The 16,258-nt window shown below is 44.7% G+C and carries 13 protein-coding genes and 1 tRNA gene; 10 read left to right on the top strand and 4 right to left on the bottom strand.

Annotated features, from left to right (window positions below; translation table 11 throughout):
- Positions 1-17: 17 nt before the first annotated feature.
- Both ACWB0I_RS14360 and ACWB0I_RS14355 read right to left on the bottom strand, forming a co-directional pair.
- Positions 18-263, bottom strand: a complete 246-nt coding sequence (locus tag ACWB0I_RS14360; RefSeq protein WP_479388760.1) for a hypothetical protein — start codon at positions 261-263, stop codon at positions 18-20.
- Positions 264-629: 366 nt separating this feature from the next.
- Positions 630-3,896, bottom strand: coding sequence for a S41 family peptidase (locus tag ACWB0I_RS14355; protein WP_479388759.1), 3,267 nt, complete (start codon positions 3,894-3,896; stop codon positions 630-632).
- A 493-nt stretch (positions 3,897-4,389) separates the two neighbouring features.
- Between ACWB0I_RS14355 and queD the strand changes: the two genes are divergently transcribed.
- From queD to ACWB0I_RS14315, 8 genes are all read left to right on the top strand, one after another.
- The gene (gene queD, locus ACWB0I_RS14350) at positions 4,390-4,755 is read left to right on the top strand and encodes a 6-carboxytetrahydropterin synthase QueD (protein ID WP_479388758.1); all 366 of its coding nucleotides are present in this window, start codon (positions 4,390-4,392) and stop codon (positions 4,753-4,755) included.
- A 3-nt stretch (positions 4,756-4,758) separates the two neighbouring features.
- Positions 4,759-5,412: a radical SAM protein gene (locus tag ACWB0I_RS14345; protein ID WP_479388757.1), complete on the top strand. Its 654-nt coding sequence runs from the start codon at positions 4,759-4,761 to the stop codon at positions 5,410-5,412.
- A gap of 19 nt (positions 5,413-5,431) precedes the next feature.
- On the top strand, positions 5,432-5,794 hold the full coding sequence (gene queF / locus ACWB0I_RS14340) for a preQ(1) synthase (protein ID WP_479388756.1): 363 nt from the start codon (positions 5,432-5,434) through the stop codon (positions 5,792-5,794).
- A gap of 234 nt (positions 5,795-6,028) precedes the next feature.
- A complete protein-coding gene (queC, locus tag ACWB0I_RS14335; protein WP_479388755.1) occupies positions 6,029-6,712 on the top strand; it encodes a 7-cyano-7-deazaguanine synthase QueC in 684 nt (227 codons plus the stop codon).
- 272 nt (positions 6,713-6,984) lie between these two features.
- Positions 6,985-7,419, top strand: coding sequence for a CBS domain-containing protein (locus tag ACWB0I_RS14330; RefSeq protein WP_479388754.1), 435 nt, complete (start codon positions 6,985-6,987; stop codon positions 7,417-7,419).
- 929 nt (positions 7,420-8,348) lie between these two features.
- A complete protein-coding gene (locus ACWB0I_RS14325) occupies positions 8,349-8,843 on the top strand; it encodes a TRAP transporter small permease (RefSeq protein WP_479388753.1) in 495 nt (164 codons plus the stop codon).
- The gene (locus tag ACWB0I_RS14320; RefSeq protein ID WP_479388752.1) at positions 8,840-10,120 is read left to right on the top strand and encodes a TRAP transporter large permease; all 1,281 of its coding nucleotides are present in this window, start codon (positions 8,840-8,842) and stop codon (positions 10,118-10,120) included. The genes ACWB0I_RS14325 and ACWB0I_RS14320 overlap by 4 nt, the downstream gene beginning before the upstream one ends.
- Positions 10,121-10,138: 18 nt before the next feature.
- Positions 10,139-11,470 (top strand): hypothetical protein, encoded by a 1,332-nt coding sequence (locus ACWB0I_RS14315; RefSeq protein ID WP_479388751.1) that lies wholly within the window; start codon positions 10,139-10,141, stop codon positions 11,468-11,470.
- A 16-nt stretch (positions 11,471-11,486) separates the two neighbouring features.
- On the opposite strand, the gene ACWB0I_RS14310 is transcribed toward ACWB0I_RS14315, so the two are convergent.
- Complete coding sequence (locus ACWB0I_RS14310) at positions 11,487-12,155, bottom strand: hypothetical protein (RefSeq protein ID WP_479388750.1); 669 nt, start codon at positions 12,153-12,155, stop codon at positions 11,487-11,489.
- 1,154 nt (positions 12,156-13,309) lie between these two features.
- Between ACWB0I_RS14310 and ACWB0I_RS14305 the strand changes: the two genes are divergently transcribed.
- Positions 13,310-13,810: an energy transducer TonB gene (locus tag ACWB0I_RS14305; RefSeq protein WP_479388749.1), complete on the top strand. Its 501-nt coding sequence runs from the start codon at positions 13,310-13,312 to the stop codon at positions 13,808-13,810.
- Between the two features lie 36 nt (positions 13,811-13,846).
- Here ACWB0I_RS14305 and amaB read toward each other — a convergent pair whose 3' ends face one another.
- Complete coding sequence (gene amaB, locus ACWB0I_RS14300; protein ID WP_479388748.1) at positions 13,847-15,388, bottom strand: L-piperidine-6-carboxylate dehydrogenase; 1,542 nt, start codon at positions 15,386-15,388, stop codon at positions 13,847-13,849.
- A gap of 606 nt (positions 15,389-15,994) precedes the next feature.
- Here amaB and ACWB0I_RS14295 point away from each other — a divergent pair.
- Positions 15,995-16,081, top strand: a tRNA-Ser gene (locus ACWB0I_RS14295).
- Positions 16,082-16,258 lie beyond the last annotated feature (177 nt).

The following is a 16,258-nucleotide window of genomic DNA, read 5'->3' as shown; positions in this document are numbered from 1 at the left end:
ATCGGTCGAAATTACAATCAGTGAGGCTTCGTGCCGAGCGTCATTCCAAATCCAAATTTTCGGGGACAGGCTTGTCCGGCCGTAGGACGGGCCAGTCTGGCAGCACCAGCCTGACAGGCCCGTCTGGCCGTGGCAGCCGGACAGGCCCGTCTGGCAGGCGCAGCCGGTTGGAGCGCAGCGAAAATCCCGATCTTCGGGGACAGGCCCGTCTGGCAGGCGCAGCCGGACAGGCCATTCAACAATTTAACCGTTCTTGGATACAAAAAATTTTCGCATCCCACCATAGCAGGATAGATTTTTATATTAGAAATATTCTGATCTTTTTTTGGATATGAAACCGCTTTATCTCCAAGAATAAAAGACGAAGCGATGGTTGATAAATTGGTTCACCAGTTCAGCCGCACCTGTTAACATTATCGTTTGCCCCATTCTGTTATTGTCCTTCTGATGTTTAATAAAAGGTAAAGGAATCCCTGTTTTCGTTCAGGAATTCCTTTATCCTTTTTGAAAGCTAAATTTGCGGCGAAAAATTCAAAAAAATGCCTTGTTCCTGTTAGCAACCATCTAGCCTGTGGGCGGTAGCAAACGCTTCCACTGCGAGTGGCCTATCTAACACCAGTTTCCCCTTTTCACTGGTTCAAATGTTGCCTGGGAAACGGTTCGTGTTTGGGCCAGGGTCTGGGATCCTTTTTGATCTGTTCCAGCAAATAGTTTACGGCTTTCATCAACTGCGCGTCGTAGCCTTTGGACATTTGCACCGGATCATTATCGATTTCAAAGCCCGGATCAGGTGCCACGCCTTCATTTTCTACCACCCATTTCCCATTCTCATCGTAAATTCTGTAATCCGGAGCAGACATTCCTCCGCCGTCCACCAGCGGAATCCACATTGAAACGCCAACCAGGCCGCCCCAGCTTCTGGTACCGATGACCGGCCCCATGCCTTTTTTCCGGAACAGGTAGGGTAATTCATCTCCGCCCGAACCAGCCTGGCGATTGGTTAAACAGGCCAGGTGGGCATTGTTGCCCATCCAGGGAGAAAAATAATCGTGTGAGTAACGTCGCGTCCAGTAAGACAGGGGTTTTTTATTAAGACGCTGCAAAAAGATGTCCGGATCGAGGCCACCGCCATTGTAACGGCCATCAACGATCAGCGCTTTTTTACGGGTTTGCGAATAGTAGTATTTGGGAAAGATGCGGGCCGAACCATTGTAGGTATCCGGTAAATGCAGATAACCAATTTGTCCATTAGACAACTTTTCCACCAACAAACGATTGTGCTCAACCCAATCCAGATAGCGCAAAAAGTACTCATTGCCCACCGGTTTCACGACGACTTTTCTGGCCCCTTTCAGGGTTGGTTGATCATTCACCCATAGGGTTACCTGTTTGTTGGCCAGATCGATGAAATAACTGTAAATATTCTTGTCTGCAATGACCTGCTGATTGTTAACCTTTAGCAAGTAATCGCCTTCATTAACAATTTTGCCCGGCCCGAGCAATGGCGGGACAACTTTTCTGCTCCAGTCGGGTACGCGATAAATCTTTTTAAAACGGTATAGATTGTGTTTGGAATCTACTTCATAATCAGCGCCTAACAGTCCTACATTGACCCGTTTTGCCTTGCGCTGAATATCTCCCCCAAAAACATAGGTGTGTGAGGTTCCCAGCTCACCGATCATTTCGCCGATCGCAAAACGAATATCCTGCCTGCAAACCGAGCGCTTAACCATAGGTAGATACTTGTCATAAATTTTGTTCCAGTCCAGGCCGTTCATTCCCGGCTCGTAATAAAAGTCGCGTTCCATGCGCCAGGCTTCACGGTAGATCTGTTGCCACTCGGCCAGCGGTTCGTACCACATTTTCAGATCAGAGAGATTGAGAAAATCTCCTTTGGCCTCCTTCGCCGAAGCTTTGACCAATCCTACTTTTTTGCCCTGCTTAAAAATAATGGTGGAGCCGTCCGCAGAAAGCCTGTAGGCATCTACCTTTTTAATGACTAATCGCTCCTTATTTTTAGCAAAATCGAAAGCATACAGATCCATGGGCCAATGATTGCGAAATTCAAAGCGATTGAAATCGCCTTCTTCTTTATTGAGGTAGAAAAGGGCATCGTCGTTTACCGATAAAAAGCGGTAATTACCTCGCTTAACAGGCAGGGCTTCCAGGCGTTGCTGCAAACCGTCAAAATCGATGCGTACGGTTACCTTACCTTTTTCTTTCGCGTTGTTTTTAGACTTCCCTTCTACATGTTCATCACTTTTGAGGGGAAAAAGCGCCGGGCCATCTTTGCGCAGCGTGTAGGCATAGATTCCGGCCATCTTTTTGTAAACCATTTCCCATTCAAAATCACAATAGGTTGGATCAAACCGCCGGTTGGAAATGAAGAACAGATGTTCGCCATCTCTGGAAAACAGCGGATGAAAATCATTAAACAGGCCTTCACTAACACACCGACTCCGGCCTTCGTCCAGGGCGTAAATGTAGATTTTGTTCACCAGAGTGGAATCCATCTTGGAATAAGCAAGAAAACGACTGTCCGGTGACCAGCTAAAATCATAAATGGGCTTTAAATCCAGGCTGACATCCACATTTTCAAATTTTGCTTTGTCGACCCTGGTCAACTTTTTTCGGGCCAGATCAAAGATGTACAATGTCAGGGTCTGGTCTGTAAAAGCTAATTTTTTACTATCCGGCGACCAGCGAATGGTATGGCGGTAGCCGTCTTTGAAGCTGGTTAGTTTTAAAGGCTCTTTTTCAGCAAAAGGATCGATTAAATAGAGTTGGTACTCGCCATCCGCATCGGAAAAATAGGCGATCCATTTCCCATCCGGCGACCAGACGGCATCTTTTTCGCGACTGCCGCTGCTGTTTGTTAAATTACGTGTCGGACCTTCTTTAGCAGGCACGGTAAAAATCTCGCCACGAGCTACCAGTAAAGCCCGTTTGCCGTTGGGCGCAATTTCTATCTGCGTTACATTTTCATCCACCTTTTTTAAATAGGGCCTCAACTCTGGCGCATCGGTATGAATGGTTATGTCAATTTTCTGTGGTCTGGGATTTTTAACATCCAGATAATACAGATAGCCCCCCAGTTCATAAACAATGCGCTGCTGGTCTGCACTGGGAAAGCGCACATCGTAGGTTTTATGGTGCGTGATCTGCTCTACCTTTTTTGAAGCCACATCGTAAGCATAAATATTCAGAAATCCATCGCGATCGGAAGTAAAATAAATTTTATTGCCAATCCACATGGGCAGACGATCGGTACCGCGGAAATCGGTAATTTTTTCATCTTTCATGGTTTCAAAATCAAACAAATAAAGATCCTGAGCTGTGCCGCCATAGTAGCGTTTCCAGGTTCGGAATTCCCGCCCCATGCGATTGTAAGCGATCTTACTGCCGTCAGGGCTGAAACTGCCCTGCGTGGCTTCGTGCAAGATTAACGTTTCCAGCCCACTTCCTTCCGGATTAATCAAAAATAGCCTCGAAAAACGCTGGTAGCTTAACCGATTGGAACGAAATAGAATTTTATTCCTGGTGGGATGCCAGCCAACCACCACATCACCACCCGGATGGAAGGTCACCCGTCGGATATCGCTGCCATCGGCATTCATGACGTACACATCGCTGTTACCGTCATATTCTCCGGTAAAAGCGATCAACGAACCGTCCGGTGAAAATTTGGGGAAGAGCTCTTCGCCATCGTGCAGGGTTAACCGAATGGCTTGTCCGTCATGAATATTGGCTTTCCAGATATCTCCGCCGGCCACAAAAACCACCCAATCGCCATGAATGTCAGGATAATGCAGAACTGGCGTTGTTTCGTTTGGATTTGCTAAAATGGTGCTGGTGAGTAAAATTAGAAACAAAAAGAAAGGGACAAATCGACGCATGGTTCACTCCTTCATTTAAAACAAATTTCCATCATGCCTTACGAAAACAATTTCGCTTTGTTGCACATTTAATGCAACAGGTAATTGAACGTCGCTTTTAAAGTTTTGTGGTTAAGGTTTTGAATGCTTCCCTTAAAAGATCTATTCCCGCCACAGAGGGATGCGAAAATTTTTATGCAGTGTGAAGAAGCAAAACCGTTGAATTGTTGATTGGTTGAATAAGTATCGGGCCGCCCATTGATCGTGAATGGGGCCCGTGTAAGAAATCCCCAATACATGTTAAAATTTCCCAAACAGGTCTTCCCCCTCTCCCAGATTTTTATTCTGAGAGAGGGGAATCGAGAGGGTGATGGCAATTAAAATTAATGAAACCATTCATCTTTTGACCTTTGCGCGCAATTTCCTTAAATTTCAACGTTTTGATGGTAAACCATTGTAACTTTAAGAGGTTTTAAAACTCTAATGGGATTTTAATAAATTGTGAGAGGAAACGATGTTCCAGTTATCCATAGATTTAATGTTCTCAGCCTCGCACCATTTGCGCGGCTACGAGGGGCCCTGTCAGCGCATTCACGGCCACAACTGGAAGGTACAGGTTGTGGTTAAGAGCCAACAGCTCGATTCTATTGGCATGGTCATTGATTTTAAAGACCTGAGCGATCTGGCCTGGCAGGTGGTCGGTAAGTTTGATCATCAAATGGTGAATGATCTTCCGCCTTTTGATCAACTGAATCCAACGGCCGAAAATTTGTCAAAATATTTTTATCAGGAAATCGGCAAGCTTTTGCCTCAGGGCGTTGAAATGCAGGCCATTCGTCTCTGGGAAACGCCCAAATACATGGTTGAGTACACGGAATAATCAATGGCTAAGAAAAACCATCTCAAGGTTAATGAAATTTTTTTTAGCATTCAGGGCGAATCGACCTATGCCGGGCTACCCTGTGTTTTTGTACGTTTAACCTTTTGTAATTTGCGCTGCACCTACTGCGACACTGAATATGCCTTTTACGAAGGCCAGGAAATGAGTCTGGACGAAATCATCGCCCGGGTAAAAACCTACAACTGTAAACTGGTGGAAATTACAGGCGGGGAACCCCTAATTCAGCCAGCGGTTTATCCATTAATGCAACGTTTACTGGACAATGGGTTTGAGCTGTTACTGGAAACCGGAGGACACATGGATTTGAGCCAGGTCGATCCGCGTGTTAAACGCATTATGGATGTGAAATGTCCATCCAGTGGCGAAGCCCAAAAGATGCACTGGCCCAATATGGATTTATTAAAAGCTGACGATCAGGTTAAATTTGTCATTGGCAACCGAACGGATTTTGATTACGCCCTGGGCATAGTAGAAAAATACAATCTGCTTGAACGTTGTCCCGTACTCTTTTCTCCGGTCTTTGGCAAACTGGACAATCGGCAATTAGCGGAATGGATTCTGGCCAGTCAGAAACCAATTCGAATGCAGATTCAATTACACAAGTACATCTGGAAACCGGATCAGCGAGGAGTCTAATTTTAATTGAGGAGATACCATGGCCCAAATTGAAGTATTCGAAAATAAATATCCAGATCGGGATTATTTCATTACGCATGTAAACGAAGAATTTACCTCAGTTTGCCCCAAAACCGGCTTACCCGATTTTGGAACCATCACCATCAATTATGTGCCGGACAAACTCTGTCTGGAATTAAAATCGCTCAAATACTATTTTCTTGATTTCCGCAACAAAGGCATTTTTTACGAGTCTGTGATTAACCAGATCCTGGACGAGCTGGTGGAGGCCTGCCAGCCGCGTTACATGGAAGTAAGAGGCGATTTTACTACGCGGGGTGGGATGCACTCTACGGTAGTAGCTGTGTACGATCCACAAAAGCGGGGCGGTTTTCGTAAATAGTTTTTCTAATTGCATGGCAATCCTAAAATGAGAGTCGAACAATGAGCAGGAAACGAGGCTCTGTGCATCATTGGTAAACCGTCAAAGACGAATTCCAATTTTGTTTCAAAATGCGCAAAAGGCCAAAACTCTATTTGTTCGTAATCTGTAAACCGCCAGGCAAATGATCCTTTTCGGAATAATGCGTAATTTTTCTACTGTAGGTTTTGGCAGCTTTTAAAGAGGAGATTTACAATGAGCAATAAAGCGGTTGTTCTGGTTTCCGGCGGATTGGATAGTTGCGTGACTGCGGCCATTGCAGCCAGAGATTACGAGCTGGCTTTTTTACATCTCAACTACGGACAACGCACCGAAAAGCGCGAACTACGGGCGTTTAACGATATTGCCGATTTTTATGGAGTACAGCAGCGACTGGTGGTGGATGTGGGCTATTTAAAGCAGATCGGTGGTTCCAGTCTGACTGATGAAGGCATCGAAGTCAGTAAAGCCGATCTTCAGTATCAGGGCATTCCCAGCAGTTATGTACCGTTCCGCAACGCCAATATTTTGTCCATTGCCACCAGCTGGGCAGAAGTCATTGGCGCCAGAAGCATTTTCATCGGCGCCGTGGAAGAGGACTCATCCGGTTACCCCGATTGTCGAGAGGAATTTTACGCGGCCTTTAATAAAGTCATTGAACTGGGAACCAAACCGCAGACGCAAATTGTAATCGAGACGCCGATCATCCATTTGAAAAAGTGGCAGATTGTTAAGAAGGGTCTGGAACTGGGCGCGCCTCTGGACAAAACCTGGTCCTGTTACCAGTCCGAGGAACAGGCCTGCGGAGTTTGCGATAGTTGCGCCCTGCGGTTACGCGGCTTCCAGATGGCAGGCGTAGAAGATCCCATCCCCTACAAAACGCGTCCCAATTACCTTTAAAAATTGGACCTGGCCAACCAGGTACAGCGCTTATGTTTGAATTGTAGACGTGGCCACTTAAAGTGCTCTATTTAACGCGAATCCCGAATCATTCAGCGCTTTGCCAGTAACATTGTCACCGTCAGTTTTTTTACGAGCACGCACTGCTTTTTTTGCATTCCATGAATAGGTTTTCTACATTAGAGAAAAAAATAACTTAAAATAAGGGTAGCAATTCAGTTTTTCTCTTCTTATATTACAAGAAATAGTTTCTTAAACTAAGGAGACGTTTTATGAAATCCATGCGTACTATTTTAATGCACAAAGGTCACCAGGTGTACACAATTGATCCTGAGGCCAGTGTTCTGGATGCTCTCAAAAAAATGGCGGACAAAAATATTGGCGCCTTGCTGGTCATGAAGGATGACCGTGTGTTGGGCATCATTTCCGAAAGGGACTGCGCCAGAAAGTTGGAAATCAAAGGCAAATGCGCAAAGGACACACCTGTAAAAGATATTATGACGTCTCATGTGCTCTTTCTGGATGTTACCAACACAGCGGAAGAAGCCATGGCCATTATGATCAATAAGCGCGTGCGCCATCTGCCGGTTTATGAGGGTAAAAAATTAGTAGGCATGATTTCGATCGGTGACGTGGTGAAAGCAATTATTGAAGATCAAAAATTTACTATTGAACAACTTGAAAATTACATCATGGGTTCTTACTAATTTCTTCCCTTCGAAAATGGAGGTCGGGGGAAATCTGGGGCGCTTTGAGAAGCGCCTCCTTTTTAACTGAACTATTTCGCTACCCACGACTCACTTTTTCCAATTCTTTCAAATCATTCTCTTCCGGGATGAAACACGCGTTAAAAGATCATTTCTCTTTTAATTCACACGCTGCATGGATTTTGTCACCTTATAATACTTCCTTCAAAACTTCTATCCCGCACGGCGGGATGCGAAAATTTTTGTGCTGTGTGAGGAAGTAAAGCTGTTGAATTGTTTATTTGTTGATTTGTTGAATGGTTTGATGTGCCGTCCAAGAGAATAGCAATTCCCGATGCGCTCAAACCGGCTAAAGTGGCTGGACAATTAAGAAAATTTCCCACAAAAGTTTTCCCCCTCTCCCAGATTTTTATTCTGGGAGAGGGGGATCGAGGGGGCGAGGGCTAATTTCGTGAAATAACTTCCTCTGTTGGAAGGGAATAATTAAGAGTGTAAGAGTTAAAGGGTTCCCGGGCATCGGCCTGTCATTTTCTAAAGAAGTTTTTTTAGTTGCAGCTATGCTGCCTTAGAAGAAGTCTCCAGGGTAGCAAAGAATTTTGATTTCTCTTTATTCAGACTGCTATCGCAGATTTGCGCCATGGGGTGAGGGCAAAACAGGAATTCCTTTCCCCTTTCCACGTCATTCCCTCGCAAGCGGGAATCTCTTTCCCCCTTCCACGTCATTCCCGCGCAAGCGGGAATCTCTTTCATAATGTAATCTCCGGCCTGTTGTTTCCATTGATAGCCGGCGTAGGGAAAATATCCTTCATTTGATACGTTTTCCCCTTGCATGGAATTTTTTTAGTAATTATGTTACAGGCAATACGCTGGAATCCGGCTTTTTCTGGCTTTCCAGTTAAGGGTAGGATCAAAAATGTGCAGGCATAAAAATGATTTCCTGGATCAAGCGCTTAAACAACACACTGGCTAAAATCGAGCTCTCCCTTTTAATTTTCATTGTGATGGTCATGGTTGTGTTATCCGGACTGCAAATCTTTTTACGAAAAGTCCTTAATTTAGGCCTCCTGTGGGCCGACATCTTTTTACGTAATCTGGTTTTGTGGGTCAGCTTTATCGGCGCCAGTCTGGCCACCCTCGAAAACAAACACATTAACATCAATCTTTTAAGCCCATTAGTACCGAAACGATGGCGAAAAATTCCAACTGCGCTGATTAACCTGCTGGCCTTCTTGATTACCGTCTTTCTCACCAGAGCTTCCGTTACCTTCGTGTTGAACGAAAAAGAATTCGGCTCGACCATCTTCTCCGACATTCCCGCCTGGTATTTTCAAACTATTATTCCTGTGGGATTTGCGCTGATGGCTTTACGATTTTTGATTCATCTCTTCTTAACCGTCTTTGAAAAGCAAGGGCCCGAATCATGATGACCATTGTGATCATTCTGGTCATTGCTCTGTTTACGCTTTTTGGTACGCCCCTGTTTGTCATCATCTCGGGCATCGCTCTACTTCTTTTTCATCTGGCTGAAATTGACAGCTCGGCCCTGATTATTGAGCTGTACCGTCTGACCAGTCAACCTATTTTTCTGGCTATTCCCCTTTTTACCTTTGCCGGCTACCTGTTGGCCGAAAGTCAAACGCCGCGCCGACTGGTTAACTTGTCCAGAGCCTTAATCGGCTGGCTTCCCGCCGGCCTTGCCATAGTAGCGTTGGTTTCCTGTGCCCTTTTTACCGCATTCACCGGAGCTTCGGGCGTAACCATCATTGCTCTGGGCGGATTGCTACACCCCATCATGCTTAAAGAACAATATCCTGAAAAATTCACACTCGGTCTTTTGACGGCCAGCGGCAATCTTGGATTATTACTTCCGCCCAGTTTACCCATCATCCTTTACGGCCTGGTTGCGCAAACGCCCATCGATCAGCTCTTTGCGGCCGGTATTATTCCCAGCATCCTAATGATTCTTATGCTCAGCGTTTACGTGGTCCTTTTTCGCAGAAAACAGGTTAAAGAACTGGTTAATCGCCAATCCAGCTCACTGGAACGCTGGCAGGCCTTAAAAGAGGCAGGCTGGGAAATTCCACTACCCTTTATTATCATTGGCGGCATTTACGGTGGTCTTTTTACAGCCACCGAGGCTGCGGCCGTTACGGCTATTTATGTGTTTATCATTGAAGTTTTCATTTATCGCGATATCAGTTTGACCAGAGAATTACCCATTGTAGTACGCAAAAGCATGGAAATGGTCGGCAGCATCATCGTCATTCTGGCCGCTGCCCTGGGACTGGCCAACTACTTCACAGACGCCGAAATCCCCATGAAGATCATGGCGGCCATGAAATCGTTCATCCATACGCCTTTTGTCTTTCTGCTCTTTCTAAACATTTTTCTACTGATCGTCGGCGCGCTGATGGATATTTTTTCGGCTATTATGGTGATTGTACCGATTATTCTACCCATTGCCGCCTCCTTTGGCATTCATCCCGTTCATCTGGGCATTATTTTTCTGGCTAATTTAGGCATCGGTTATTCCACCCCACCGGTAGGTATGAATCTGTTTATCGCCTCGCTACGTTTTGAAAAATCCATTACCTTTCTCTATCGGGCTGCTTTGCCCTTTTTAATCATCCTGCTCGTCGCCCTGATTTTAATCACCTACATTCCGGTGTTAAGCATCGGCATTTTACCATTGATCCAATAAGTTGATGAAAGGATGAAGATGATGCGATTAATGCTAATCTGCGTTTTCTGCCTCAGTTTGTTTGCGGCCTATTTTTCTCAGGCGACGGCTGGTGACAAAGAGATTACCATCCATTTTAAACAGGTTAATGCCGACAGTCTGGGAATTGTCGAACCTATTCTTCGGCCTGAACGGCCCGTTAAAGCAGATCGGTTACTGGAAAAAATTCTGGCCTACCCGGCAGACTATACTCTAATCAGCCTCTACCAGCTTCACATGCAAAACTATTTAAAATACAGTAAGCTGTTTATGGAGGACTCTACCTTCAAAGCCGTCATCCTGCAGAGCGCCCTGCCGGTTACCACAGATTTTCTACAGCGCATTTACCCACCTCCGTCTATTGACGATATTGTTTCGGCCTGCCTGGTTAAGGACAAACAAGGAACAGAATATTTTGTCTTTGACGCCAATAATGATGAAGATTTTAACAATGACCCCATAATCCACTTTAAAGATTTTGAAAATCGGTTTTTCAAAGAGATAAAACGCTCCTACTCTGTTGCAGAACACAACGTCACCATAGAAATTTTTGACGGCCAGGCCATCCAGCAGAGAAATCTATTGCTGGGCTTTTTTAAAATGCATGATCCAAATGGCAGTAGTTTCGCTTTCTTTTCCAATCGTCGCCCGAATTCAGGCACGTTAAAGATCGGGGACGAAACATTCCGGTGCATTCTTTTTTCCAATCCGCCGGATGTCAATTACAGAAATACCGATTTTTTGTGGATTGATTTAAATCACGACAATCAATACAATTCGCGGGAAGATTTTTTGGAGCAATTGTATCAGCCATTTACATTAGGCCATACATCGTACCGCGTAAAAACATTAGACGTGTTTGGCCAGAGTTTAACACTGGAAGCTCTGGATGCGCAGGAGGCGCCGCCTATTGCAGCTGGATTACCCTGCCCAGATTTCGAAGTAACGTTCACCGACTCCACCCGATTTTCAGCGTCTCAGGCCAGAGGCCGTTATCTGGTACTGGATTTCTGGATGTGCAACGATCAATATTGCGATATGATGAGTAAAAATCTGATAAATAAGATCGAACGTAACCAAAGCATTTTCTGGATTTCCTGCCCTCTTGGGCCGCAATCTTACCAGCGACTCAAAAAAAACGGAGGGATTTCGGGAGACGATTTCCGGCATTTTGTGGCTCCGCAGGACATTGACCCTCTGCGTGAATTGTTCCAGGTGCGCACCAACAAAATCCTGATTGTGGTCAATCCCCAGGGTAAAATCGAATCTATTGAAAAGTTTGAGCAAACACAGAGTGAGCAAATCTTAAAGCAGGTTTCAGCGGGCAATTAAGGCAAGATTAGTCTGCTCACTGTTCCGCTTTCTTAAAGGCATTAAAAGCCAGCGAAATCTGAAAGGAAAGCGGTACATCTCTGTTTTTTAGATTCCAGTCCAGACCTAAAACAATTGCATGAGTAAAGCTGCTCAGGGGTCTAAGAGCCACATTCATCTGTAGCCCATAGGTGTAAGTTGTAGAAACACCCACTGTGCTACCATAAACGTTTCTATTGAAAATGTAAACATACGAACCATAAATCAACGGAATGATTTTAACTCTATCCGCAGATAACGATTTAAAAATGGTCATGGCGATGGGGATCATATGAATCCCGTTTACTTCCGAGGAGAACACCAGTCCGGTTTGAAAAGTGGCGGAGAAAAATCGCTTTTCATTCGCTGCCTCATAATTTCTAAAACCGATATGAAGCCCATATAATGCGATTTCATCCTTAATGGAATAGTTGGAAAAATCTTCATCGGTCCACACTTCCACTTTATCCTGTTCATAGCCCATGAAAAATTTACCCTTGTTCAAAAACATCACACTAATTCCTCTGGAACGGTAATTTTTACCGGAAGTGAACATACCCTGAACCGACAGGCCGCTAACCTTTTCTCCGTAAACAGACTCCTGAGCGATGGCCGAACCAGCAAGGAAAAGCGTCATAATCAAGAGCTTAGCTATCAGAGACCGCATATTCAATCCTCTTTCTTTACTTCAGAAAAATATTGATGCGTCTAATTATCCCATTTACTTAAAACTACTAATAGACCAAATTTTGCGCAAAAAAAAATCACTGAGCTTGATCTAAGGCAGCACAGCCGCAACCTTTAAAAAATCGCAAAGGGCAAAAAAAGTAATTTTAATTAAAAATTACGAATTACGAATTATTTTGCGAAGGAGACAAGTTGTGTCCAGGCGGTTGTTGAGAAGCGAAAATCCCGACTTCAGGGAGGGGCCATTCAACAATTTAACCATTCAACCAATCAACAATTTAACAGTTTTACTTCCTTACACAGCACAAAAATTTTCGCATCCCGTAGCGCGACTCTCCAGAGTCGCTTTGGCTAGATAGAGCCAATAAAAAAATGACTAAGGCAGCCCAGCCGCAACCAAAGCTATAATTTAATCAACCGCAAAGAGCGCCAAGACTTGACACACCGTAATAAGTAACGCGTGACGCGTAACGAGTTTCATGTTACGCATTCAAAAAATTATTTGCATCCCGCTAAGCGGGATTGAAGTTTTGAAGGAAGTATTCTAACCCTCCCGCCCCCCCCTTCCCTTCTTTTAATAAAGGGAACAGGGCCACAGGGGGATGGGTTTTAAAACAAAAGCTCGCCATAATTGCTTCGCCAGTACAAAGTCGCGGACTGAAGCACGAGTTACATTGCTCTTTCGAATGGTCTGACAGTGTAAGGGATTCTTCTCCCGCTGAAGCGGGAGAAGAATGACATGCCGGCATTGTTTTCAACCTCTTGGGCAACACTTGTCCTTTCACAAATTAATTTTTAATTAAAATGCGCCCTTTGTGACTTCTTTGTGCTCTCTTTGGTTACAGAAATTCCTGCGGAAATGTTTTGGTTGCGGCTCTGCTGCATTGGAAAAACCAAAATGACTTCTCGTTCTACTTTATCACAAACTCCATTTATCATTTAAACAACTGAATTTCAAAGAGTTAAAAACTCAGGCACAGTCTTTGTCTTTTCAATAACAGGAGTCATTAAAAAAGGAGGAAGAAAACATGTGTAATGATCAACTTAAAAAGGAGTATCCGCTCATTTTGCGACTATCCATGATCCTTGTTTTTAACCGGCCTCTTCTTTACTTTTCGCAAGTATGAGCGTACTGTGACTCCGCCGCCTGCACCGGATTTCACGCTGGAAGTAACCGATATTCCGGTAACAGAAATGTTTAAGAAAGCACCGTCTCCGGAAAAGCCTTCTATTCCGGTCGAAGCCGATGAAGATGAAATCCTTGATGAGGTCGATTACGACCTGTTTGAGAACGGAGGGAATCTGACACTCAATGAACTGCCTCCCCCACCCAAGGAAGACGAGCCCGAAATATTTGAGTACATCGCTGTATCTATTAAACCGCAGATAAAAAAGCGTGTGGTGCCCCAATATCCTGAACTGGCCCGCAAGGTTGGAGTGGAAGGTACAGTGGTCCTCCGTGTGCTCATCGATGAGCAAGGCAATGTGGAAAGAGCAGAAATTTACAAATCCATCCCCATGTTGGATGAAGCTGCGCTGGAGGCTGCGCGCCGCTGCAAATTTACGCCCGGACAACAGCGGGACAAAAAAGTAAAAGTCTGGATGGCAATCCCATTCACCTTCAAACTAAAATGAAAAAGGGCTCACTCAGAGCCCTTTTCTTTTGGTTATTTAGATTTCGAATTTGATTCCCTGCGCCAGCGGCAGTTCCTTGCCAAAATTAATGGTATTGGTCTGGCGCCTCATGTAGGCTTTCCAGGCATCAGAACCGGATTCGCGGCCACCGCCCGTATCTTTTTCACCACCAAAGGCACCGCCAATTTCCGCCCCAGATGTGCCGATATTGACATTAGCAATTCCACAATCCGATCCCCAGGCCGAGAGGAAGGTTTCTGCTTCCTGCAGATTGTTAGTAAAAATCGAAGAAGAGAGTCCCTGCACCACATCATTCTGAATATCAATGGCATTTTGCACATCGCCCTTGTATTTGATCAGGTACAATATGGGAGCAAAGGTTTCTTCCTGAACAATCTGGTAATGATTTTCCGCTTCAACCAGGGTTGGCAGAACGTACGTACCGGCCTCGTAACCAGGACCACTCAACACCTGACCACCGTACACGATTTTCCCGCCTTCCTGCTTAACCTGTTCAAGGGCCTTCAAATAGGTATTCACGGCTCCCTTATCGATCAACGGGCCCATGTGATTCTTTTCGTCCAGGGGGTCACCAATGCGAATACTTTTGTAGGCCTTAACCAAAGATTCTTTGACCCGATCAAAAATGGATTCATGAATGATCAGGCGACGTGTAGTGGTACAGCGTTGTCCGGCTGTTCCTACAGCGCCAAAAACAATAGCCGGGATGGCCAGTTCAAGATTGGCCTCGGGCGTGAGGATAATGGCATTATTTCCGCCCAGTTCCAGGATGTACTTACCGAGTCGCTGGGCAATTTTAGTGGCCGCATGACGCCCCACGGCAATGGAACCCGTTAGGGAAACCAACGGTACGCGTTTGTCTTCCAGAATACGCTCACCGACCACCGAACCTTTACCGATTACAAGATTAAACAAACCTTCTGGCAGATCATTCTCTTTTACAATTTCACTAACAATATTTTGCACGGCAATGGCGGTCAGAGGCACTTTAGAAGCGGGTTTCCAGATATTGGTGTCTCCGGCCACGGTAGCGATCATTGCGTTCCAGGCCCAGACCGCCACCGGAAAGTTGAAAGCAGTGATGATGGCCACTGGACCGAGCGGATGGTATTGTTCGTACATGCGGTGATTGGGGCGCTCGGAATGCATGGTAAAACCATACAGCATGCGCGATTGTCCCACGGCAAAGTCGCAAATGTCAATCATCTCCTGAACTTCGCCCCAGCCTTCCTGAACAGATTTTCCCATTTCATAGGTAACCAGCCGGCCCAACAGGTCCTTGTATTCCCGCAGACGTAAACCGATTTGTCGTACGATTTCACCCCGTTTTGGCGCCGGGATGGTTCGCCAATACTTAAAAGCTTCCTGCGCCTTTTTGACCACCCACTCATAGTCTTCTTCCGAGGCCTGATACACTTTGGCTATCAATTTTCCATCGATGGGTGAATGGACCTCAATAACGCCGGCATCGGTTGTTTTGCTCCACTGCTGTCCGGTAGAGGCTCCAAAATTTTCATCTTTTATGCCCAATTTTTCTAAAATACTGCGATCAAACATAGGCCGCTCCTTTCAAAAGAATTTAGATTAGTACATTTTTTTAACAATCTTATTTACTTACTAATGGAATAGGGAAATTAATAAACAATACAATTAAAAGTAAAAAAATTTTGGTTCTACTTAACTACTGTGCACAAAAATTTAATCTCCCTCAAAATGATTACTGCTACTACCATAAATTACATTTCCAGACAAATGCATGTCCATTTTATTTTGAAAAGTTTGAGATAATGCAAAAAATAAAAACGAAACAATAACCAGAAATCATTTATTTTTAAATTTCTTTCCAACGCTTTTTGGAATTCCTACATAAATCCGGTCGCTGAGATATTAAGATAACGGGACTGTAGTTCAGGGAGAAAAAAGGTTACAAGGAAAGAACATCTATTGACCCGGTTTAAATGCAAAAGCGCAAAACCGAAAATTTACCAGCGAACTGGATCATAAATGGGGAAAAATTGAGGGAACTATATCTGAACTAGAAAAGTAATTTTTTAAACGGCAGAATACACAACCGAATAAATTTGAAAAATTTAAGTAGATTATGTAATTTTGTGCTTTAAAAAATTATGCTTTGTGATTTGGATGTAAACATCACGGTTAAAAGGAGAGGTGCCGGAGCGGTTGAACGGGGCGGTCTCGAAAACCGTTGTGCCCTTTCGGGCACCCAGGGTTCGAATCCCTGCCTCTCCGCTATTTTTTCCCCTTTGTTGGCTTTGAAATAGTTAATAGATATCAATAGCTCTAACTCTATTTTCTCTCTTTTGACAAAACGTTAATAAGCTAAGCCCATCGAAAACCGTTCCCCGATTTTCGGGACCAGAGTTCGAATCCCTGCCTCTCCGCTATTTTTTCCCCTTTGTTGGCTTT

This window comes from Caldithrix sp. (assembly GCF_056497305.1).
Note: the sequence above shows the minus strand (reverse complement) of the source record. Positions and strands in the feature narration are given on the sequence as shown.

Excerpts from the sequence above, each read along its gene's own strand:
- ACWB0I_RS14355 (WP_479388759.1), bottom strand. The coding sequence starts at position 3,896 with ATGCGTCGATTTGTCCCTTTCTTTTTGTTTCTAATTTTACTCACCAGC.
- queD (WP_479388758.1), top strand. The coding sequence starts at position 4,390 with ATGTTCCAGTTATCCATAGATTTAATGTTCTCAGCCTCGCACCATTTG.
- ACWB0I_RS14345 (WP_479388757.1), top strand. The coding sequence starts at position 4,759 with ATGGCTAAGAAAAACCATCTCAAGGTTAATGAAATTTTTTTTAGCATT.
- queF (WP_479388756.1), top strand. The coding sequence starts at position 5,432 with ATGGCCCAAATTGAAGTATTCGAAAATAAATATCCAGATCGGGATTAT.
- queC (WP_479388755.1), top strand. The coding sequence starts at position 6,029 with ATGAGCAATAAAGCGGTTGTTCTGGTTTCCGGCGGATTGGATAGTTGC.
- ACWB0I_RS14330 (WP_479388754.1), top strand. The coding sequence starts at position 6,985 with ATGAAATCCATGCGTACTATTTTAATGCACAAAGGTCACCAGGTGTAC.
- ACWB0I_RS14325 (WP_479388753.1), top strand. The coding sequence starts at position 8,349 with ATGATTTCCTGGATCAAGCGCTTAAACAACACACTGGCTAAAATCGAG.
- ACWB0I_RS14320 (WP_479388752.1), top strand. The coding sequence starts at position 8,840 with ATGATGACCATTGTGATCATTCTGGTCATTGCTCTGTTTACGCTTTTT.
- ACWB0I_RS14315 (WP_479388751.1), top strand. The coding sequence starts at position 10,139 with ATGATGCGATTAATGCTAATCTGCGTTTTCTGCCTCAGTTTGTTTGCG.
- ACWB0I_RS14310 (WP_479388750.1), bottom strand. The coding sequence starts at position 12,155 with ATGCGGTCTCTGATAGCTAAGCTCTTGATTATGACGCTTTTCCTTGCT.
- amaB (WP_479388748.1), bottom strand. The coding sequence starts at position 15,388 with ATGTTTGATCGCAGTATTTTAGAAAAATTGGGCATAAAAGATGAAAAT.